The sequence below is a fragment of the Streptomyces sp. NPDC006552 genome, assembly GCF_040611655.1.
Taxonomy (GTDB): Bacteria; Actinomycetota; Actinomycetes; order Streptomycetales; family Streptomycetaceae; genus Streptomyces.
Window position 1 is genome coordinate 84,311 of sequence record NZ_JBEXOS010000003.1, and the last position, 18,971, is coordinate 103,281.

At 72.8% G+C, this 18,971-nt stretch carries 17 protein-coding genes and 1 pseudogene; 10 read left to right on the plus strand and 8 right to left on the minus strand.

The window, feature by feature from the left end:
• Positions 1-75: 75 nt before the first annotated feature.
• Both ABZY33_RS02855 and ABZY33_RS02860 read right to left on the minus strand, forming a co-directional pair.
• Positions 76-714 carry a response regulator transcription factor gene (locus ABZY33_RS02855; RefSeq protein WP_356489778.1) on the minus strand — a complete coding sequence of 213 codons (639 nt, stop codon included), beginning with the start codon at positions 712-714 and terminating at the stop codon, positions 76-78.
• Positions 711-2,465 (minus strand): histidine kinase, encoded by a 1,755-nt coding sequence (locus ABZY33_RS02860; protein WP_356489652.1) that lies wholly within the window; start codon positions 2,463-2,465, stop codon positions 711-713. Before ABZY33_RS02860 ends, ABZY33_RS02855 begins: the two co-directional genes overlap by 4 nt.
• Positions 2,466-2,773: 308 nt before the next feature.
• Here ABZY33_RS02860 and ABZY33_RS02865 point away from each other — a divergent pair, with 308 nt between their 5' ends.
• From ABZY33_RS02865 to ABZY33_RS02880, 4 genes are all read left to right on the plus strand, one after another.
• Positions 2,774-3,616 (plus strand): TetR/AcrR family transcriptional regulator, encoded by an 843-nt coding sequence (locus tag ABZY33_RS02865; protein ID WP_356489653.1) that lies wholly within the window; start codon positions 2,774-2,776, stop codon positions 3,614-3,616.
• A 153-nt stretch (positions 3,617-3,769) separates the two neighbouring features.
• On the plus strand, positions 3,770-4,666 hold the full coding sequence (locus ABZY33_RS02870; protein WP_356489654.1) for a 3-keto-5-aminohexanoate cleavage protein: 897 nt from the start codon (positions 3,770-3,772) through the stop codon (positions 4,664-4,666).
• Positions 4,666-5,661, plus strand: coding sequence for a 3-hydroxyacyl-CoA dehydrogenase NAD-binding domain-containing protein (locus tag ABZY33_RS02875; RefSeq protein ID WP_356489655.1), 996 nt, complete (start codon positions 4,666-4,668; stop codon positions 5,659-5,661). The genes ABZY33_RS02870 and ABZY33_RS02875 overlap by 1 nt, the downstream gene beginning before the upstream one ends.
• On the plus strand, positions 5,658-6,152 hold the full coding sequence (locus ABZY33_RS02880; protein WP_356489656.1) for a thioesterase family protein: 495 nt from the start codon (positions 5,658-5,660) through the stop codon (positions 6,150-6,152). Before ABZY33_RS02875 ends, ABZY33_RS02880 begins: the two co-directional genes overlap by 4 nt.
• Positions 6,153-6,199: 47 nt before the next feature.
• Here ABZY33_RS02880 and ABZY33_RS02885 read toward each other — a convergent pair whose 3' ends face one another.
• Together ABZY33_RS02885 and ABZY33_RS02890 are read right to left on the minus strand one after the other, a co-directional pair.
• Entirely contained in the window at positions 6,200-7,150 is a 951-nt protein-coding gene (locus tag ABZY33_RS02885; protein WP_356489657.1) for a TauD/TfdA family dioxygenase, read from the minus strand.
• 258 nt (positions 7,151-7,408) lie between these two features.
• Positions 7,409-8,359 (minus strand): alpha/beta hydrolase, encoded by a 951-nt coding sequence (locus tag ABZY33_RS02890; protein WP_356489658.1) that lies wholly within the window; start codon positions 8,357-8,359, stop codon positions 7,409-7,411.
• 113 nt (positions 8,360-8,472) lie between these two features.
• Between ABZY33_RS02890 and ABZY33_RS02895 the strand changes: the two genes are divergently transcribed.
• Positions 8,473-9,072, plus strand: coding sequence for a TetR/AcrR family transcriptional regulator (locus ABZY33_RS02895; RefSeq protein ID WP_356489659.1), 600 nt, complete (start codon positions 8,473-8,475; stop codon positions 9,070-9,072).
• A 52-nt stretch (positions 9,073-9,124) separates the two neighbouring features.
• On the opposite strand, the gene ABZY33_RS02900 is transcribed toward ABZY33_RS02895, so the two are convergent.
• Genes ABZY33_RS02900 through ABZY33_RS02910 form a run of 3 tightly spaced genes read right to left on the minus strand, consistent with a single transcriptional unit; the run spans position 9,125 to position 12,429 of the window.
• Entirely contained in the window at positions 9,125-10,585 is a 1,461-nt protein-coding gene (locus ABZY33_RS02900) for a glyceraldehyde-3-phosphate dehydrogenase (RefSeq protein WP_356489660.1), read from the minus strand.
• Positions 10,586-10,619: 34 nt separating this feature from the next.
• Positions 10,620-11,825, minus strand: coding sequence for a GDSL-type esterase/lipase family protein (locus tag ABZY33_RS02905; RefSeq protein WP_356489661.1), 1,206 nt, complete (start codon positions 11,823-11,825; stop codon positions 10,620-10,622).
• A 4-nt stretch (positions 11,826-11,829) separates the two neighbouring features.
• Positions 11,830-12,429, minus strand: a complete 600-nt coding sequence (locus ABZY33_RS02910; protein WP_356489662.1) for a WHG domain-containing protein — start codon at positions 12,427-12,429, stop codon at positions 11,830-11,832.
• A 76-nt stretch (positions 12,430-12,505) separates the two neighbouring features.
• On the opposite strand from ABZY33_RS02910, the gene ABZY33_RS02915 reads away from it, so the two are divergent.
• From ABZY33_RS02915 to ABZY33_RS02925, 3 genes and pseudogenes are all read left to right on the plus strand, one after another.
• Positions 12,506-12,997 (plus strand): FBP domain-containing protein, encoded by a 492-nt coding sequence (locus ABZY33_RS02915; protein ID WP_356489663.1) that lies wholly within the window; start codon positions 12,506-12,508, stop codon positions 12,995-12,997.
• A 129-nt stretch (positions 12,998-13,126) separates the two neighbouring features.
• Positions 13,127-14,227, plus strand: a pseudogene (locus ABZY33_RS02920) (polysaccharide lyase family 1 protein); the annotation flags it as partial.
• A 113-nt stretch (positions 14,228-14,340) separates the two neighbouring features.
• On the plus strand, positions 14,341-14,946 hold the full coding sequence (locus tag ABZY33_RS02925) for a DsbA family protein (RefSeq protein WP_356489664.1): 606 nt from the start codon (positions 14,341-14,343) through the stop codon (positions 14,944-14,946).
• 23 nt (positions 14,947-14,969) lie between these two features.
• Here the strand turns inward: ABZY33_RS02925 and ABZY33_RS02930 are convergent, their stop codons facing one another.
• Complete coding sequence (locus ABZY33_RS02930; RefSeq protein WP_356489665.1) at positions 14,970-15,698, minus strand: SDR family oxidoreductase; 729 nt, start codon at positions 15,696-15,698, stop codon at positions 14,970-14,972.
• Between the two features lie 184 nt (positions 15,699-15,882).
• On the opposite strand from ABZY33_RS02930, the gene ABZY33_RS02935 reads away from it, so the two are divergent.
• On the plus strand, positions 15,883-16,791 hold the full coding sequence (locus ABZY33_RS02935; RefSeq protein WP_356489666.1) for an RNA polymerase sigma-70 factor: 909 nt from the start codon (positions 15,883-15,885) through the stop codon (positions 16,789-16,791).
• Between the two features lie 193 nt (positions 16,792-16,984).
• Positions 16,985-18,904 carry an NAD-binding protein gene (locus tag ABZY33_RS02940; RefSeq protein WP_356489779.1) on the plus strand — a complete coding sequence of 640 codons (1,920 nt, stop codon included), beginning with the start codon at positions 16,985-16,987 and terminating at the stop codon, positions 18,902-18,904.
• Positions 18,905-18,971: the final 67 nt, after the last annotated feature.

Below are 18,971 nucleotides of genomic sequence, written 5' to 3' on the forward strand. Positions count from 1 at the left end.
ACCACGGGGGAAAACGGGGGACGACGTCGTCTCCGGAGCGGACAGCCGGAACCTCTTGCGCGTACCGCGGGAGCTTCACCCGCGCAGATACGTGAGTACGGCCATGACCCGCCGGTGCTCCAGCAGGTCGGGCTCCAGGCGCAGTTTGCCGAAGATGTTGCGCACATGCGTCTCGACGGTCTTGCCGCCGATGACGAGGCGCTGGGCGATGGCCTCGTTCGAGTGGCCCTCGGCCATGAGCGTGAGAACGTCGCGCTCCCTGCCGGTCAGCTCGTCCAGCGGACCCGCCGCCCGCGGCGCGTCCATCAGCCGGGCCACCACCAGCGGGTCGAGCACGGTCTCCCCCGCGGCCACCCGCTTGAGGGCGGCGTGCAGCTCGTCGATGTCGGCGACGCGTTCCTTGAGGAGGTAGCCGAACCCCTCCGGCCGCTCGGCCAGGGCCCGCACCGTGTCCGACGTCTCCACGTACTGGGAGAGCAGCAGGACACCGGTCCCCGGATGGGCGGCGCGGATCGCGGCCGCCGCGACCAGCCCCTCGTCGGTGTGGGTGGGCGGCATCCGGATGTCCAGCAGCACGGCGTCCGGCGCGTGCCGGGCGACGAGCGCGAGCAGCGGCGCGGTGTCCGCGCACTCGGCGACCACCTCGATGCCCTCGTCGGTGAGGAGCCGCACGATGCCCTGTCGCAGCAGTGCCGAGTCCTCGGCCACGATCACCCGCACGGAAGCTCCGCCCTGATCCGGGTCCCGCCACCGGCGGGACTGTGTATGTGCAGTACGCCGTCGACGGCGGCGAGCCGGTCGGCGAGGCCGCGCAGCCCCGTGCCGCGGGCGGTGTCGGCGCCGCCGACCCCGTCGTCGACGGTCTCGATGACGAGCCGGCCGTCCTGGTGGCGCGCCGAGACGCTGACGGCGCGGGCCCCGGCGTGCTTGGCCGCGTTGGACAGCGCCTCGCAGACGGTGAAGTAGGCGGTGGTCTCGACGAGCGTGTCGTAGCGCCGGGTCTCGGCCGCGACGACGACCGGCAGCGCGGCCTCCCGCGCCAGCGCGGTGAGCGCGGGCCCGAGCCCCTCCCGGGTGAGCACGGCCGGATGGATGCCGTGGGCGATGCCGCGCAGCTCCGCGATGGCCAGGCGCAGGCTCGACTCGGCCTCCTCCGCCGCGCCGCGCAGCCGCTCGTCGGGGTGGTCGGCGAGGCCCCGCTGGACTCGCCGGACGGCCATGAGGGCGAAGACCAGGCGGGCCTGTGCCCCGTCGTGCAGGTTCCGTTCGAGCCGGCCGCGTTCGGCGTCGGCGGCCTGGACGATGCGGGTGGCGACGTCCTTGGCGCGGGTGCGCAGCCAGACGTTCTCCAGGGCGAGCCGCAGCGCCGCGGCGACGGCCTCCAGCAGCTCGGGGTCCTCGAGGAGGGCCGGGTCGTGGTGGAGCAGGGCCAGCGGGCGGCCGTCGGCGGCGTGCACCCGGGTCCGGCCGGGCCCCTCGGGGCTGACCTCGCGGCCCGCTCCGTCGATGTAGGCGCGGCGCTCCTCGCGCCACAGGCCGAGCCGCAGCGTCGGGTCGCCGAGGACGCGCACCAGCGCCTCGCGGACCCGGGACGGGTCGGGGTCCGTGCCGACGTCGATGACGAGGCCACTGACCTCGGCCCGCTGCAGACGCATGCGGAGCAGGCCGAAGAGGAAGGCGAAGGGGACGCCGACCTGGGCGAGGTCGGCGCAGAGGTACACGGCCTGTTCGCCGAGCGAGCCGACCTCGCCGAACCACGGAACGACGTAGAACAGCATGTCCCCCATCAGGAAGACGACAGCGACGCCGATGCCGATCCAGGCGGGAAGCAGTGCGCGTCTGCGCGCGGCCGACGCGTGCCGCCAGCGCAGCACGATCGCGCCGGCGGCGACCACGGAGACCGCCCATCCGGTGCCGTGGTAGACGGCGTCGAAGGTGTCGAACAGGCCGTGCCAGGCCGGGACGTAGAAGAGGTTGGGACCGCAGGCGGCACAGTCCAGGTAGGTCGCTCCGGTGTCGGTCGCCGGATCGAAGAGGAAGGTGCGCAGCAGACCGCCGACGGCGACGAGCCCGTAGGCGAACTGTGTCAGCCGCCGGGTGAGGACCGTGGTGAGGCGTCCTTCGGGGAAGGAGAGGACGAGGTGCAGGAGGACGGCCATGTTCAGCGCCTCCCACCAGGCACCGACCGTGAACAGCACCGGGATCGCGGTGCCTTGCAGGTTCCCGAGGAACCAGGTGATGCCGCAGAACACCATGAGGCGGCCGGTGTGGTTGGCGGGCCTGCGCCGCCACGCCATCAGCCCGGCGACCACGAACGCCCAGCCGACGGCGAGATCGCGCACCAGCTCGTCCGCGGACGCGCCCGCTCGCGCGTACGCCCATGAGCCCGTCGCGCCCGACACCACGGCGGCAGCGGCGGCCCCGGTCAGGCGCAGCCGAACCGCCCGCTTCCCCTGACTGTCCACCCGCCACACCGTAAGCCATTCGGGGGACCGCGGGGTACGGCGGTGGGGCCGCGGTGAGTTCGGTGCGCTCCGGGCGCGCGGGAGCCGGCGCCCCCTCGGGACGGGCTCGATGCCGTGGTCGGCCACGGCAGTCGGGGCTCCTACGGCGTTCGTGCAGCGGTCCGCGTGCCGGGAGGTACCGGAGAGGTGGGCGGGACGGGTGTTGCGCTCCTGACTGATGAGCAAGTCAGGAGCACAACAGCCCTCTGAGCAAGGAGTTGTGCGGTGCAGTGTTGAGTTCTTCTCAATGCGTGGTTAGGGTCGGGGCCGTGGAAACCGACGACGTCCCCGGCGCCCCGAGCGCCGACACCGCCGCCCGCGTCCGTGAGGTCATCGCGGCCGCGGGGGTCAGCCAGCGCGAGTTCGCGCGCCGCATCGTCATGGATCCCTCGAAGCTCTCGCGTTCGCTGAGCGGCACCCGCCGGTTCACGGCCGCCGAGCTGGCGCGGATCGCCGACGAGGGGCGGGTCGACGTCGGACGGCTGCTCGGGGCGCGGCCCCGCGAGCAGCCGCCGGCCGTCGCCGCCCCCGTCGAGGGCGGGCGTCCACTGCAGATCGTCCGGGAGACGGTCCGGCTCATCGCCGAGCACGGTTTCCACGCCGTGCGGGTCGCCGACATCGCCCGCGCCTGCGCCACCAGCTCCGCCGCGATCCACTACCACTTCCCGGGCCGCGCCGACCTGTTGGAGGCGGCGGTGCGCTGGTGCATGGACGAGGACACCGCGCGCCGCGCCGCCCTGCTCGCCTCGGCGGACGACGCGGTCGCGGAGCTGGACCAGCTCATCGCCTTGCAGACGCCGCGCACCGAACAGCAGCGCCGCCAGTGGGCGGTCTGGCTCGACCTGTGGGCCGAGGCCGCGCGCTCCACCACGGTGGGGCGGCTGCACGCCGAGTACTACCGGCAGTGGCGGGAGACCGTCGCCGACGTCGTCCGCAGAGGCGTCGCGCAGGGCGTGTTCCGCGCGAGCGCCGACCCGCAGGCGCAGGCGCTGACCCTGACGGCGCTGATCGACGGCCTGGCCACACAGGTGCTGGCGTCGGGCACCGACGCCGACGCCATGCGGTCCGCCCTGGCCGCGCACGTGCGCACCACGCTCCTGACCTCCCCGTAGGACCGTCTTCCGCGCGGACCGCGGGCGCGGTCAGCCCGCGACGAGAGACCCGCACCGCACCACCCACCACCCCACCCCCACCGGCGCGAGGGCCGCGGGGCTCCGCTCCGGACCCCGCTCGTCACCGCCGGAGGGCCGATTCCGGGAGGCTCCATGCCCTTCACCGAGAACGTCATCATCACCTGCGCCCTGACCGGCGCCGGAGACACCGTGCGCAAGAGTCCGCACGTCCCCGTGGCGCCGGAGCAGATAGCCCGCAGCGCCGTGCAGGCCGCGCAGGCGGGCGCGGCCGTCGTCCACATCCACGTCCGCGACCCCGAGTCCGGCGCGCCGTCGCGCGATCCGCGGCTCTACCGCGAGGTCGTCGAACGGGTCAAGGAGACCGGGACCGACGTCGTCATCAACCTCACCGCCGGGATGGGCGGCGACCTCGTCCTCGACCCGGACGAGCCGCTGACCCACCTGCCCGGCACCGATCTGGTCGGCGGCCTCGACCGCCTCCCGCACGTCGAGGAGTTGCTCCCCGACATCTGCACGCTCGACTGCGGCTCCCTGAACTTCGGTGACGGCTCGAACCTGTACGTCTCCACGCCGGACATGCTGCGCGCGGGCGCCCGCCGCATCCAGCAGCTCGGTGTGCGGCCCGAGTTGGAGATCTTCGACACCGGCCAGCTCTGGTTCGCCAAGCAGCTGCTGGCCGAGGGACTGCTCGACGACCCGACCGTCTTCCAGCTCTGCATGGGCATCCCCTGGGGCGCTCCAGCCGATCCCGGCGTCCTCCAGTCGATGGTCAACATGCTGCCCGACGGCGCTCGTTGGGCGAGTTTCTCGCTCGGCCGGATGCAGATGCCGTGGGTGGCGCAGTCGATCCTGCTGGGCGGCCACGTCCGGGTGGGCCTGGAGGACAATCTGTACCTCGGCAAGGGCAACAAGGTGACCAACGCCCAGCTCGTCGAGCGGGCCGTCACCATCACCGAGTCGATCGGCGCCCGCGTCGCGACCCCGGACGAGGCACGCGAGTTGCTCGGCCTGCGGAAGGCGGACCGCTGATGACCTCCTCCGCACCCGACCCGGCCCCCCTGCCCGCTTTCACCCCCGCCGTCTCCCCCGAGGACGTCCGCCGCGTGGCCTGCGTCGGCGCCGGTGTCATCGGGGGCGGCTGGGTCGCCCACTTCCTGGCCCGCGGCTACGACGTGACGGCGTGGGACCCGGCGCCCGGCGCCGAGGCGAAGCTGCGCCGCCTGGTCGACGCGGCCTGGCCCGCGCTCACCTCGCTGGGGCTCGCCGCCGGCGCGTCCCGCGACCGCCTCACGGTGACGCCGACACTGGGACTGGCCGTGGCCGACGCCCAGTTCGTGCAGGAGAGCGCTCCGGAGAAGCTCGATCTCAAGCGCGACCTGCTGGCCCGCCTGGACGCGGCGACGCCGCCGGGCACGGTCATCGCCTCGTCGACGTCCGGTTACCCGATGACGGACATGCAGACGACGGCCGTGGACCCGGCGCGTCTGGTCGTCGGGCACCCGTTCAACCCGCCGTACCTGATCCCGCTGGTCGAGGTCGTCGGCGGCGAGCACACGGCAGGGGCGGCCACCGCGTGGGCGGCCCGTTTCTACGAGGTCGCGGGCAAGTCGGTCATCACCATGGACCGCGAGGTGCCGGGCTTCATCGCGAACCGGCTCCAAGAGGCCCTGTGGCGCGAGGCGTTGCACATGGTCGCCCACGGCGAGGCGACGGTGAAGGACATCGACGCCTCGATCACCGACGGGCCCGGGCTGCGCTGGGCGGTCATGGGTCCGATGCTCACCTTCGCGCTCGCGGGCGGCGAGGGCGGCATGGCGCACATGCTGGACCACTTCGGTCCGTCCCTGAAGGCGCCCTGGACCCGCCTCGAAGCACCCGAACTGGACCGGGAGTTGTACGACGCGGTGGTCGCCGGATGCGACGAGGCGGCGGACGGGCGCACCATCGCCGAGCTGGTGGCCGAACGCGACCAGGGGGTCATCGACGTCCTGCGCGCCACGGGCCGGCTGGGAGACGGGAAATGACCGGGATCGCGCTGCTGCACCGCAGCGTCCGCCCCGAGTGGATCGACTACAACGGCCATATGAGCGAGGCGTTCTACGTGCTGGCCTTCGGGCACGCCACCGACGCCCTGATGATCGAGGTGGGGCTGGACTCCGGCTACCGCGAGGCGTCGGGCTGCTCGCTCTACACCGTGGAGTCCCACATCCGGTATCTGCGTGATGTGCCCGAGGGGGCCCATCTGGCGCTGCGGACCCGGGTGTTGGGCGCCGCCTCGAAGAAGGCCCGGTTCACGCACGAGATGTACGTGGTCCCCGACGAGGCCGCCGAGCCGGGCCCGGACGCGGCGCCGGTGGCGACGACCGAGCTGCTCGCCGTGCACGTCGACCAGCAGGCGGGCCGGGCGGCCGCCTTCCCGGACGCGGTCCGGGCCCGCCTGCGCGACCTCACGGAAGCGGCCCCGGAGTGGGCGGGACGCTCGATCGCCGCGGTGGGCCGAGGGTACGTCCCGTAGGGATCCCGGCCGCCGCCGGCCGGGGCCCGCCCGCTCGCGCCGGCACCTCAGTACGGCCGGTCCCCCGCGATGGCGACGCGCTCCGCGACCCGGCGGGCGTCGCCGTAGTCGGCCACGGCGTAGTGCTGCGTGGCGCGGTTGTCCCAGAACGCGACGTCGCCGGCCTGCCAGCGGAAGCGGACCTGGAACTCGGGCACATGCGCCTGCTGGAACAGCAGCCGCAGCAGCCGGTCACTCTCGGCCTGCTCCAGGCCGACGATACGGGTGGTGAACGAGGTGTTGACGAAGAGCATGCGCCGCCCGGTCTCGGGGTGCCGGCGCACGACCGGATGGGTCACCGGCGGGAACGCGTCCTGGAGTCCGGCGAGCCGCTCGGGAGCGTAGAACCGGCGGAAGCCGGGCAGGAAGTCGTGCTCGGCGACGGCGCCGTCGATCCGGGCCCGCACCGCGTGCGGCAGGTTGTCGTACGCGGCCGCCATGTCGGCCCACATGGTGTCGCCGCCGAACGGCGGGATCTCGCGCAGTTGCAGCACGGCGCCCATGGCCGGGCGCTCGCGGAAGGTGACGTCGGTGTGCCACACGTTCTCGAAGGACGGCGGGGCCCCGGCGCCCTTGTCGAACCGCACGACCTCGTCGCTGTCACCGCGCTCCAGGAGCGGGTTGGTCTCCAACTCGCCCCAGTTGCGGGCGAAGTCACGCTGATGCGCGCTGCTGAGGTGCTGGCCGCGGAAGAACAGCACCTTCCACTCCAGCAGGGCCCGGTTCAGCTCCTCGCGCACCGCGGCACGGAGCGGCCGGGCGAGGTCGACGCCGCGGACCTCGGCGCCGATGGTGGCGGCCTGCGGGACGATCTCGACGTGCTCGTAGGGCCGCTCCTGCCAGCCGTCGGGGGTGCGTCGCAGCAGCCGGTGCCCCTCGTAGAGGCCGTCGGCGGGGATGCGGGCGAGGCGCAGCTGAACGGTCGGGGCGGTGGAGGGGGACGTTTCCGTCACGGACATATGGACTCTCCGAAGGGCGCGCGGTGATCGCGGTCGGGGGACCGCGAGGGTGAGCCCGTACGCGCGCGGGCCACGGCAGGGGCCGGTGCGGCGACGTACGGGAAAGAAGCGACGAGGGACGCGGGTCCGCTACAAGCCGCTGCGCGCGCAACCACATCGGTCCGGCACGGTGGCCGACCCGAATGCGTGGACGCGATGCGTGAACATACCCACATCCTGCGCCGTCGGAGATCACCTGGTCAAGGTGGCCGCTTCTCGTCAACGGGTGCGAGGGCTCCCGGTTCCCGGCGCGCGGCGCGCATGGTCCTGGACGAACGCGGTCAGCGCGGCGGCGACGGCGGCGGGCTGCTCGTCAGGGATGAAGTGGCCGGAGTCGGGCACGACGACGCCGGAGACGTCGTCGGCCCAGGGGCCGAGGGAGGCCGCCATGTCCGGGACGGAGCCGTGGCCGGCGGAGATGCCGAGGACGGGCAGGGTGAGGCGCCGGCGCCGGAGCGCCTCGTGGTTCTTGCGCGCCGACTCGGCGGCGTCCCGGTAGTAGGCGAGACAGGCGCGCAGGCCGCCGTCGGCGGCGACGGCGGCCGCGTAGTGGTCGAGTTCGGCGTCCTGGAAGGTGTCGGGAGAGAGGGCCTTCGCCTTCAGGAACCAGCCGACGTACTCCCGCTCCCGGCCGGTAAGCAGCGTCTCGGGCAGCTCGGCCACGAGGTGGAAGGCGAAGTGCCAGGTCTTCCAGGCGCGTTCCGGGTCGGTGGGGATCGCGTCGGGGAGGGTGATGCCGGGGATCCCGGCGTCGAGCAGGGCGAGCCCGTGCAGGTCGCTCTCGTGGCGCAGCGCGAGGGAGAAGGCGACCCAGGCGCCGATGTCGTGGGCGGCCAGCCAGTAGGCGGGTACTCCGAGCGCCCGTACGGCGGCGTGCACCTGCTCGGCGACCGTGTGCGTGTCGTAGCCGCGCTCCGGGCGCGCGGAGTGGCCCTGGCCCGGCAGGTCGACCGCGACGACGCGGAACCGCTCGGCGAGGACAGGCATGACCGTGCGCCACGCCCACCAGCTCTGCGGGAACCCGGCGAGCAGGACGACGGCCGGGCCGTCCGGCCGGCCGCCGTCGACCGTGTGCAGGCGGACGCCACCGGCGTCGACCCAGTGGTGCGTGAAGCCCGCCAGGTCGTGCAGCGGTAGTTCGGGGACGGGGTTGCTCCGGGACATGGCCATACGGGGACGGTAACACTTCTTGAACTGAATGGTTCAAGATGGGGGTGCGGCACCGCACGGCTCGGCAGGGATCATCGGCATGGAACATCGACGCAGCGGCAAGGAAGTGCCCCGTGGCAGGCAAGAAGCAGTTCGACATGGACGCGGCACTGGACGCCGCGATGATCCAGTTCTGGCGCGCCGGTTACGCCGACACCTCGCTGGACGATCTGTCCCGGGCGACCGGTCTCAACCGCAGTTCCATCTACGCCTCGCTCGGCGACAAGGACACGCTCTTCCTGCGCTGCCTGGACCGCTACGCGGCGCGCTACGGCGACAAGTACGCGGAGGCCCTGTCGGGTGCGGGCGCGGATCCGCACGCCGCCGTCCGCGCGTTCTTCGACGTCACCCTCGCGCGCATCGCCGATCCCGAGCTGCCGGACGGCTGTCTGGTCGCCCAGTCGGCCATGGCCATCCCGGTGCTGAGTGCGGCCGTCGCGGCCCGCGCGAAGGAGGCGCTGGGGTTCCAGTGCTCGCGGCTGCGCGCCGCGCTGGCGGCGGGCGGGCTGGCCGGGCAGGAGGCCGGGGCCTTCGCCGACCACGTGGCCGCCGTGAACCAGTCCCTCGCCGTCATGAGCCGGGCCGGGGCGGGCCCGGCGCGGCTGCGGGCCGTCGTGGGGGTGACCCTCGACGCGCTCTCCCGGGCGGCGGGCCCGCCCCAGCACCGCGGGTGAGCCGTCGGCGGCTGCCGCGGCCCGGGCGGGGGCTCCCGTCCGGGCCGCTCGGTCAGGCGACCGGGACCGGGACCGGGAAGGTCGGGTACTCCACCCCGGAGACGTGCTGGACGACGCGGATGACCTGGCACGAGTAGCCGAACTCGTTGTCGTACCAGAGGTAGAGGATCGCGTTGTCGCCGTCGACCTTGGTGGCGCCCGCGTCGACGATCGAGGCGTGCCGGGAGCCGATGAAGTCGCTGGAGACGGCGTCGGGCGCGCTGATGAAGTCGATCTGGCGCTTGAGCGGCGAGGTGAGCGACACGTCGCGCAGGTGGTCCAGGACCTCCTCGCGGGTGGCTTCCCGGCCCAGGCGCAGGCTGAGGATCGCGATGGAGACGTCGGGGACCGGGACGCGGATCGAGCTGCCGGTGATGGGCGCCTTCAGGTCGGGCAGCGCCTTGGCGACGGCCGAAGCGGCGCCGGTCTCGGTGATGACCATGTTGAGCGGCGCGGAGCGGCCGCGCCGGTCGGCCGGGTGGTAATTGTCCAGCAGGTTCTGGTCGTTGGTGAACGAGTGGACCGTCTCGACGTGCCCGCGCAGCACCCCGTACTCGTCGGCCATCGCCTTCAGCGGCGGCACGATCGCGTTCGTGGTGCAGGAGGCGCAGGAGATGATCTGCTCGTCCGGCTTGATCGTGTCGTGGTTGACGCCGTGCACGATGTTGGGCACGTCGCCCTTGCCGGGGGCGGTCAGGACGACCTTGTCGATGCCCGGGCGCAGGTGCTGGGAGAGGCCCGCGCGGTCGCGCCACTTGCCGGTGTTGTCGATGAGGATCGCGTCGGCGATGCCGTACGCGGTGTAGTCGATCTCCGACGGGTCGTTCGCGTAGATCACCTTGATGGCGTTGCCGTTGGCGACGATGGTGCTGTTCGCCTCGTCGACGGTGATCGTGCCCTGGAACGGGCCGTGGATGGAGTCGCGTCGCAGCAGCGAGGCCCGCTTGACGATGTCCTCGGCGGCTCGTTCGCCGCCGCCGCGGACGACGACGGCGCGCAGCCGCAGGCCGTTGCCGGAACCGGCCTTCTCGATGAGCAGCCGGGCGACGAGCCGGCCGATGCGGCCGAAGCCGTACAGGACGACGTCGCGTCCGGCGCTCCGCTCGACCTTGGCGGCGCCCATGGCACCGGCGACGGCCTCGGCGGTGAACTCCTCGACGCCCAGGCCGCGTCCGTCGGTGCGGTAGGTCGCGGCGAGCATGCCGATATCGATCTGGGAGGGGCCGAGGTCGAGCGTGCTCAGGGCCCGCAGGAACGGCATCGTCTCGGTGACCGAGAGCTCGGCGCCGGCTATCTGCCGGGCGAATCGGTGAGTCTTGAGAATGCTGACCACCGACTTGTTCACCAAGGAGCGGCTGTGCAGCAGGACGTTCACGTCCCGCTCCCGGTGCAGCTTCCCGATGATCGGGATCATCGACTCCGCGGTCTCCTCGCGGTGCTTCCAATTGGTGAACGAGTCGTCATTGACAGTCACGTGCGTCTCTTTCGAGCTAGGCGGCGCTCATATGCTAACCCGCCCGCTCCGTCGCCCGACGTCGGGCTGGCGCGAAGGGCCGGCCGGACCCGAAGGCGAGGTCCGCGAAGCGTGCGCCGATCCGCTGATGGGCGGCGGCGTCGGGGTGGATGTCGTCGGGGAGCGGCAGCTCCGCGAAGTCGGCCTCGCCGTACAGCTCGCGGCCGTCGAGGTAGTGCAGGTGCGGGTCGTCGGCGGCGCGCTCGGCCACGATCCGGGCCAGCTCCGCGCGGATCACGTTCAGCGTGAGCTTGCCGTACGCCCGCTCCGCGGGATCGCCCATCGCCCGGAACTTCAGCTGCCCCTCGGCGAGGGTGGCGAGGTCGGGCGCTCCGGGACCCGGGGTGTCCTCGTGGATCGGGCACAGGATCGGCGAGACGACGAGCAGCGGAGCCGTCGGGTGGCCCTCGCGCAGGGTGTCGAGGAAGCCGTGGACGGCGGGGCCGAAGGCGCGCAGCCGCATCGCGTCGTAGTTGACGATGTTGATGCCGATCTTGACGCTGAGCAGGTCGGCCGGGGTGTCGCGCATCGCCCGCGCGGTGAACGGGTCGAGCAGGGCGCCGCCGCCGAACCCCAGGTTGATCAGCTCGGCGCCGCCCAGCGCGGCGGCGCGCGCGGGCCAGATGGTCGTCGGGCTCGCGGCGGCGGAGCCGTGGCTGATGGAGCTGCCGTGGTGCAGCCAGATGGGGCGGCCGTGGTCGGCGGCGGGCTCGACGGGCGCGTCGGCGCGCAGGGCGAGGAGTTCGGTGGTCTCGTCGTGCGGGAGCCAGATCTCCACGTCCTTCATGGCGCCGGGCAGGTCGGCGAAGCGCAGGGTGCCCGGGGCGCCGGGGGTGCGGTCGAAGCTCCCGGAGGCCATGTCGATGGTCAGGACGTCGCCGCCGGACACGCTGCCCTGCCGCACGAGCACCCCGTCGACCAGCAGGTCGTACGTCCCGTCGGACCTGTCCGGCACGCCCGCGTAGGCGCGCTTGGTCGGCAGGGTGTCCAGCTCCACGACGGTCGCCCGGGTGCGGAACGCGAGCCGTACGCCGGAGGGCTGGGCCTCGACCATGGCCAGCTGCCCGTCGCTGTTCTGGGCGCGGGCCCGGGCGGGGAGCCGGTGGGGCAGCAGGCCGCGTTCGGTGCGCTCGACGTCGAGGGCACCGCGCAGCAGGCCGGGGGTGAGGGGCGTGGAGATCCAGGTGTGTTCGGTGGTCATGACCTCAGCCTGTCGATCGGTCGGTGGTGGGGGCGTCCGGCCCGGGCCAGTTCCGCAGCAGCGCGTCCAGCGCCTCCAGCGTGCGCCGCCACGTCTCGTCCGAGTCGGGGGCGCTGTGGCTGAAGCCGCCGCCCATCTCCAGGCTCACGTAGCCGTGGAAGACGCTGCCGAGGAGGCGGACGGCGTGGGTCTGGTCGGGCTCGGTCAGGTCGTAGCCGCGCAGCAGGGCGCGGGTCATCTGGGAGTGCCGGACCCCGGCGCTGGCCGCGGCCGTCTCCGGGTCGAGGCGGAACTGGGCCGCGGCGTAGCGGCCGGGGTGCTCGCGGGCGTAGTCCCGGTAGACATTGCCCAGCGCGGCCAGGGCGTCCTTGCCCGCCCGGCCGGCCAGCGCCTCGGCGGCCCGGTCGGCCATCTCGGCCAGCGCGAGCTGAGCGATGCGGACCTTGAGATCGTGCGAGTTCTTCACGTGCGAGTACAGGCTCGCGACCTTGACGTCGAAACGCCGGGCGAGCGCCGAGACGGTGACGTGCTCGAAGCCGACCTCGTCGGCCAGCTCCGCCCCCGCCCGCGCCAGGCGCTCCGCGTTCAGTCCCACTCGCACCATCACCGTATGACCTCCCAGTCGACCGTCAACCATTATGCGTTTGCCTAAAACCTTTAGGCAAATTAGCCTCGCTGTTATGAAGCCACTGACCGAACGGGAGATCCGTTCCGCATTCGTGAACTGCACCAAGGGTGAGGCGAAGCGGATGCACGTACCGCACGACCTGGCCGAGCGTCCCTGGGACGACCTGGACTTCTTCGGCTGGCGGGACCCGCAGGCCCCGGACCGCGCCTACTTGGTCGCCGAGATCGACGGGCAGCTCCAGGGGGTCGCGCTGCGCTCCTCGCACTCCGCCGCCTCCCAGACGCGGCGCAGCATGTGTTCGCTGTGCGTGACCACGCACACCGGGGGCGTCGCCCTGATGGTCGCCCCGAAGGCGGGCAAGGCCGGCAAGCAGGGGAACTCGGTGGGCGCGTACATGTGCAGCGATCTCGCCTGCTCGCTGTATGTGCGCGGCAAGAAGGACGCGGGGATGGGCGCGCGGCTGCACGAGACGCTCACGACCGAGGAGAAGGTCGGGCGGACCCTGGCGAACGTCGCGACGTTCCTCGCGAAGGTCACCGCGTGAGCCTGCGCCGGCCACCTCCGCGCGAAGGGCGCCGCGTGCGCGCCTGACCCGGCAACCCATCGCGCCGTCGCGACCACTAGGGGCTGGACCGGCCCCCGCCGGCCCGCGACGACGAACTGGGAGACCAGGATGAGACGACCCATGGCACTGCGCCTGTCCGCGACGCTGACCGCGGCGGCCCTCGCCGCCGGACTCGGCACGGCCCTGTCGATGCCGCAGGCGTCCGCCGCGGCCGCCGGAGCCACCGGCTACGCGAGCCAGAACGGCGGGACCACCGGCGGCGCGGGCGGCAGGACCGTACGGGCCACCACGGGCACCCAGATCCATCAGGCCCTGTGCGAGCGCGCCGCCGACGACACCCCGATCGTCATTCAGGTCGAGGGCACGATCAACCACGGCAACACCGCCAAGGTCTCCGGCGACAGTTGCAGCACCGCCGCCGGCGTGATCGAGCTCAAGCAGATCAGCAACGTCACGCTCGTCGGCGTCGGCAGCGGCGCCGTCTTCGACCAACTGGGCATCCACATCCGCGAGTCGAGCAACATCATCATCCAGAACGTGACGGTCAAGAACGTCAAGAAGTCCGGCTCGCCCACCTCGAACGGCGGTGACGCCATCGGCATGGAGAAGAACGTCCGCAACGTCTGGGTGGACCACGTCTCCCTCGCGGCGTCCGGCGGTGAGTCCGAGGGCTACGACGGCCTGTTCGACATGAAGAACAACACCCAGTACGTGACCCTGTCCTACAGCACGCTGCGCAACTCCGGGCGCGGTGGCCTGATCGGCTCCAGCGAGAGCGACCGGTCCAACGGCTACGTCACGTTCCACCACAACCTGTACGAGAACCTGGACTCGCGCGCGCCCCTGCTGCGCGGCGGCATCGCGCACATCTACAACAACTCGTACGTCCACCTGAACGAGTCCGGCATCAACTCCCGCGCCGGCGCCAAGGCGAAGGTGGAGAACAACTACTTCAAGGACTCCAAGGACGTCCTCGGCACCTTCTACACCGACGAGGCCGGGTACTGGCAGGTCAGCGGCAACACCTTCGACAACGTGACCTGGTCCGAGCGGGGGGACGAGAACAACCCGGCGGGCCCGGCCGTCACGTCCACCACCAGCGTCTCGATCCCGTACGCCTACACGCTCGACAAGGCGAGCTGCGTACCGGCCGTCGTCAGCCGCACGGCCGGGGCGGGCACGGGCCTGAAGGTGTCGGACGGCAGCTGCTGACAGCGGCTCCCGCGTCCGGCCCGGCCGGGCCGGACGCGGCTGTAATGGCCCAATCGACAGGAAGCCGATTGGCCCGGGGAGGCGGGCCAATGGCTGCCTAGGTTGGAGCCATGACCACGACCCGAGTCGACTACTACTCCGATCCCGCCTGCCCGTTCGCCTGGATCACCTCACGCTGGATCCTGGAGGTCGAACCGCTGCGCGACCTTGACGTCCACTTCCACGTCATGAGCCTCTACCTGCACAACAAGGGCAACGAACTGCCCGCCTGGTACCGCGATCTCGTCGACCGCTCGCTCGGCCTGGTCCGCGTCGCCGTCGCGGCGGAGCAGCACTCCCCCGGCGTGCTGCGTGACCTCTACACCGCCCTCGGCACCCGCGTCCACCTGCGCGGTGAGCAGGACTTCGACGCCGTCGCCGCCGCCGCCCTCGCCGAGCTGGGGCTGCCGGCGGAGCTGGCGGGCGCCGCGGGTTCGGCCGACCACGACGCCGCGCTGCGGCGCAGCCACGACGCGGGCGGGGACCCGGCGTCGGGCGGTTACGTCGGCACGCCCACCCTGCACCTCGACGGCACGGCCTTCTTCGGGCCGGTGCTCAACAGCATCCCCCGGGGTGAGGAGGCGGCCCGCCTCTTCGACGCCGTCCGCACCCTCGCCGGGCACCCGGACTTCTTCGAGTTCAAGCGGGAGCGGACCGGGAGCCTGCGCTTCGACTGACCCGGCCGCCGCCGGGTGCGCTGTCAGGCCAGCCAGTCCGCGTAGCGGGTGGGGGCGAGATGTGCACTCCGGTCGGTGAGGACATCGCCCTCGACGGCCCCGAACATGCCGGCGGTGGGGTCGGTGACCACGGTGCGGGAGTCACCCTTGCGGGACAGGATCAACCGGCCCAGCTCGTCGAGGGTGAAGACCTCGGGACCGCCGATGTCGCGGACCCCGTTCAGCGGGGAGCCCACTGCGACCCCGGCCACCTCGGCGGCCACGTCCTTGGCGGCGATCGGCTGGATCGGCGTGGCCGGCAGCCGGACGCTGTCGTCGTCCGCGGTCCAGGAGAGCACGGAGTCCATGAACTCCATGAACTGTGTGGCCCGGACGATCGAGTACGGGACCGGGCCGGCCTTCAGGATCTCCTCCTGGAGGACCTTGGCGCGGTAGTAGTCCAGCTGCGGCACCCGGTCCACGCCGACGATCGAGAGGATGACGAAGTGCCCGGCGCCGGCCTGGTGCGCGGCGGCCAGGAGGTTGTCCATCGAGGTCCGGAAGAACGCCGGGGAGGCGTCGTCGAAGGTCGGGGAGTTGGTCAGGTTGACCACGACGTCGGCCCCGGCGACCGCCTCGTCGAGCCCCTGCCCGCTGATGACGTCGACTCCGGTGGACTGGGAGTGCGGTACGGCCTCGTGGCCGGCGGCGTCCAGGTTCCGGACGACCTGTGAGCCGATCAGTCCGGTGCCGCCGATGACTGCGATCTTCATGACACGCCTTTCCTCGGAGAGTGGGTCGGGAGGAGGGTGCCGAGCGGTCGCCCGCCACCCTCACGTCAGTGCTGACCGAACATGTCGTTCCTTTGTGACACGTACGGGTGCGCGGGTCAGGTGGCGGGCCGGGGAGCACGCCCCGCTTGTAGCATGTGGCGCACGCCGCCTGAAGGGATGATCCATGCGCGCAGGCGCCGGCGCCGGCTCGGACGCCGACGACCTCGGCCGAGCGGCTGACACCTTCCTCGCGGTGCGTTCACAGCTGTTCGGCATCGCCTACCGCGTCCTGGGCAGCGCGACCGAGGCCGAAGACGTCGTCCAGGACGCCTGGCTGCGCTGGCAGAACACGGACCGTTCGAAGGTCCTCGAACCCGCCGCCTTCCTGACCACGGTCGTCACCCGGCTGGCGCTCAACCTGGCCCAGTCCGCCCGGGTGCGCCGGGAGTCGTACGTGGGGCCCTGGCTTCCCGAGCCCGTCGACACCGCGCCGGACCCGCAGCTCGGCGCGGAGCGGGCCGAGGCGCTGGAGATGGCGGTGCTGCTGCTCCTGGAGAAGCTGAACCCCGTCGAGCGCACGGCCTACGTGCTCCGGGAAGCGTTCGACTACCCCTACGGGCGCATCGCCGAGATCCTGGAGACGAGCCAGGCCAACGCCCGTCAGCTGGTGAGCCGCGGCCGCCGGCACCTGGCAGCCGAGCGCAAGGAGCGCGTCACGCCGGCGGCACACCGGCGGTTGCTGGAGGTGTTCCTCGCCGCGGCCCGGACGGGTGACCTCGCGGTCCTGGAGGAGTTGCTCAGCGCCGACGTCGTCAGTTACTCGGACGGTGGCGGGATCCGGGGCGCGTCCAGGATCCCGGTGGTCGGACGCCCGCACGTCTCGCGGTACCTCGTGGCGTTCGCCCCGCGGTTCTGGCCGCGCTCGCAGGTCCGGTGGGTCGAGGCGAACGGCCTTCCGGCCGTCCTGGTCTTCGCCGGCGGAAAGGCGGTCGCCCTGCTCTGCGCCGACGCCTCGCCGGACGGCATCGACCGTCTCATGTGGGTGATGAACCCGGCCAAGCTGGCGCCCTACGTGGCTTCTCTGGAGGACTGAGCGGTCCGGCGGGGCCGCGGCCGAACAGCCGCGCAGAGTACGGGGGTTCGGGGCGCCCCCGAAAGAGGGGCCGGCTCCGCCCCGGTCCCGTCCCGGGCGACCCGTCCGCGCTGGACGCGGCCCCCCGCGAACCCGCACCATGACCCACGTGCCACTCCCTCACCAGGCCTCCCACCCCGCCCTGCCCCGCCACATGGTCGTCTGCGGCGACGACGCCCTGGCCGAACGGCTCGCCGCCGAGCTGCGCGTGCTGTACCGCACCCAGGTCACCATCGTCGTACCGGCCGTGCGCCCGGCCGGTACGGCCCGGCCGGACACGGGGGGCCGGATCCGCGCCGCCGCCCTGATCAGCCGCGTACAGGCCGCGATGAACCGGGCCGCCCCGGCGGTGGCCGACTCCCTGGCCGGTACGGCACCCCGCGTCATGGAAGCGCCGGTGCTCGACGAGGAGGCCCTCACCGAGGCGGGAGTGACCCGGGCCGACGCGCTGGCCCTCGTGCACGACGACGACGAGACCAACATCCGCGCCGCGCTCGCCGCCCGCCGGCTCAACCCGCGCCTGCGCCTGGTGATCCGCCTCTACGACCGCAAGCTCGGCCAGCACCTCGCGCAACTCCTGGACCAGGCGGCTGCGTTGGCGCAGCCGGGCCTGGATCCCGACGCGCTGGACACCTCCACCACCGTGCTGTCCGACGCGGACACCGCCGCCCCTGCCCTCGCCGCGACCGCCGTCGCGGGGACCAGCAAGGTCGTCCAGGCCGACGGGCTGCTGCTGCGCGCGGCGGAGCGCACCCCGCCGGGCCGGGGTGAGGTCGCCGACCCGGGTCTGTGCACGCTCGCCCTGCTGTCCGCCACCTACAACGACCCGGCGGGCACCGAGGGTTCGGACGCGTCGGGGCAGGACGGGCCCCTGCTGCTGCCCGACGACGCCACGGTCACCGCCGCCACCGGCCGCGGCACGGTGGTCCTGGACACGGTCACGCACGCGGGCCCGCACCCGGCGCCCCGGCGCCTGGCCGGCCGCGGACTGCCGCTCCGCTCGCTGTTCTCGCGCCGCCTGCGCTGGTCGCTCGCCGGTCTCGTGCTCTGCGTCCTGGGGCTCGCCCTCGCCACCTGGGCCACGACCGAGCGCCATCCGCTCAGTGCCGCGTACCTCACGCTGCTCGATCTGTTCGCCATCGACGACCCGGCGATCGGTGAGCCCGCCTCCCGCCAGGTCCTCCAACTGCTCACCGGGCTCGCGGGGTTGCTGCTCCTGCCCGTGCTGCTCGCCGCGGCCCTGGAGGCCTTCGGCACCTTCCGCACCGCCTCCGCGCTGCGCCGCCCGCCACGCGGCCTGTCCGGTCACGTCGTGCTGCTCGGACTCGGCAAGGTCGGCAGCCGTGTCCTGGCCCGGCTGCACGAACTCGGCATCCCCGTCGTGTGTGTGGAGGAGAATCCGGAGGCCCGCGGCATCCCCCTCGCCCGGCGCCTGCGGGTGCCCACCCTCATCGGCGACGTACGCGACGAAGGGGTCCTGGAGGCCGCCAAGATCCGCCGCGCCCACGCCCTGCTGGCGCTCACCAGCCACGACACCACGAACCTGGAGGCGGCGCTGTACGCGCGCTCCCTCAAGCCGGATCTGCGGGTCTCGCTGCGTCTGTACGACGACGCGTTCGCCACCGCCGTCTACCGCACCCTGCGCGCCGCCCACCCGCGCGCCCTGACCCGTAGCCGCAGCGTCTCCACGCTGGCCGCGCCCTCGTTCGCCGGGGCGATGATGGGGCGGCAGATCCTGGGCGCGATCCCCGTCGAACGCAAGGTGCTGCTGTTCGCCGCCCTGGATGTGGCCGGCCACCCCCAGCTGGAGGGACGCACCGTCACCGAGTCCTTCAGGCCCGGGGCCTGGCGGGTGCTGGCCATCGACTCGACCGCGCCGGGCGACCGCAGGCCCGACCTCGCGGCCTCCCCGGACGAGGACGCTCCCGCCGCGCCTCCCGGCCTGGTCTGGAACCTGCATCCGGGGTACGTCCTGCGCCCCAGTGACCGCGTCGTCCTCGCCGCCACGCGCCACGGGCTGGCCGAACTCCTCGCCCCGAGGCCGCGCACCGACAGCGGGGCCGCGACGCCGTGACGACGTAGCCGGGTCCCGGCGAACCGGGCCGGTCGCGCGGGCGCGCACCGGCGGTGGCAGGGCGCGG

Coding starts and splice junctions, on each gene's coding strand:
- ABZY33_RS02930 (WP_356489665.1), bottom strand. CDS start 15,698: ATGAAGATCGCAGTCATCGGCGGCACCGGACTGATCGGCTCACAGGTC.
- ABZY33_RS02910 (WP_356489662.1), bottom strand. CDS start 12,429: ATGGTGCGAGTGGGACTGAACGCGGAGCGCCTGGCGCGGGCGGGGGCG.
- ABZY33_RS02875 (WP_356489655.1), top strand. CDS start 4,666: ATGACCTCCTCCGCACCCGACCCGGCCCCCCTGCCCGCTTTCACCCCC.
- ABZY33_RS02925 (WP_356489664.1), top strand. CDS start 14,341: ATGACCACGACCCGAGTCGACTACTACTCCGATCCCGCCTGCCCGTTC.
- ABZY33_RS02885 (WP_356489657.1), bottom strand. CDS start 7,150: ATGTCCGTGACGGAAACGTCCCCCTCCACCGCCCCGACCGTTCAGCTG.
- ABZY33_RS02870 (WP_356489654.1), top strand. CDS start 3,770: ATGCCCTTCACCGAGAACGTCATCATCACCTGCGCCCTGACCGGCGCC.
- ABZY33_RS02905 (WP_356489661.1), bottom strand. CDS start 11,825: ATGACCACCGAACACACCTGGATCTCCACGCCCCTCACCCCCGGCCTG.
- ABZY33_RS02915 (WP_356489663.1), top strand. CDS start 12,506: ATGAAGCCACTGACCGAACGGGAGATCCGTTCCGCATTCGTGAACTGC.
- ABZY33_RS02935 (WP_356489666.1), top strand. CDS start 15,883: ATGCGCGCAGGCGCCGGCGCCGGCTCGGACGCCGACGACCTCGGCCGA.
- ABZY33_RS02940 (WP_356489779.1), top strand. CDS start 16,985: ATGGTCGTCTGCGGCGACGACGCCCTGGCCGAACGGCTCGCCGCCGAG.
- ABZY33_RS02890 (WP_356489658.1), bottom strand. CDS start 8,359: ATGGCCATGTCCCGGAGCAACCCCGTCCCCGAACTACCGCTGCACGAC.
- ABZY33_RS02880 (WP_356489656.1), top strand. CDS start 5,658: ATGACCGGGATCGCGCTGCTGCACCGCAGCGTCCGCCCCGAGTGGATC.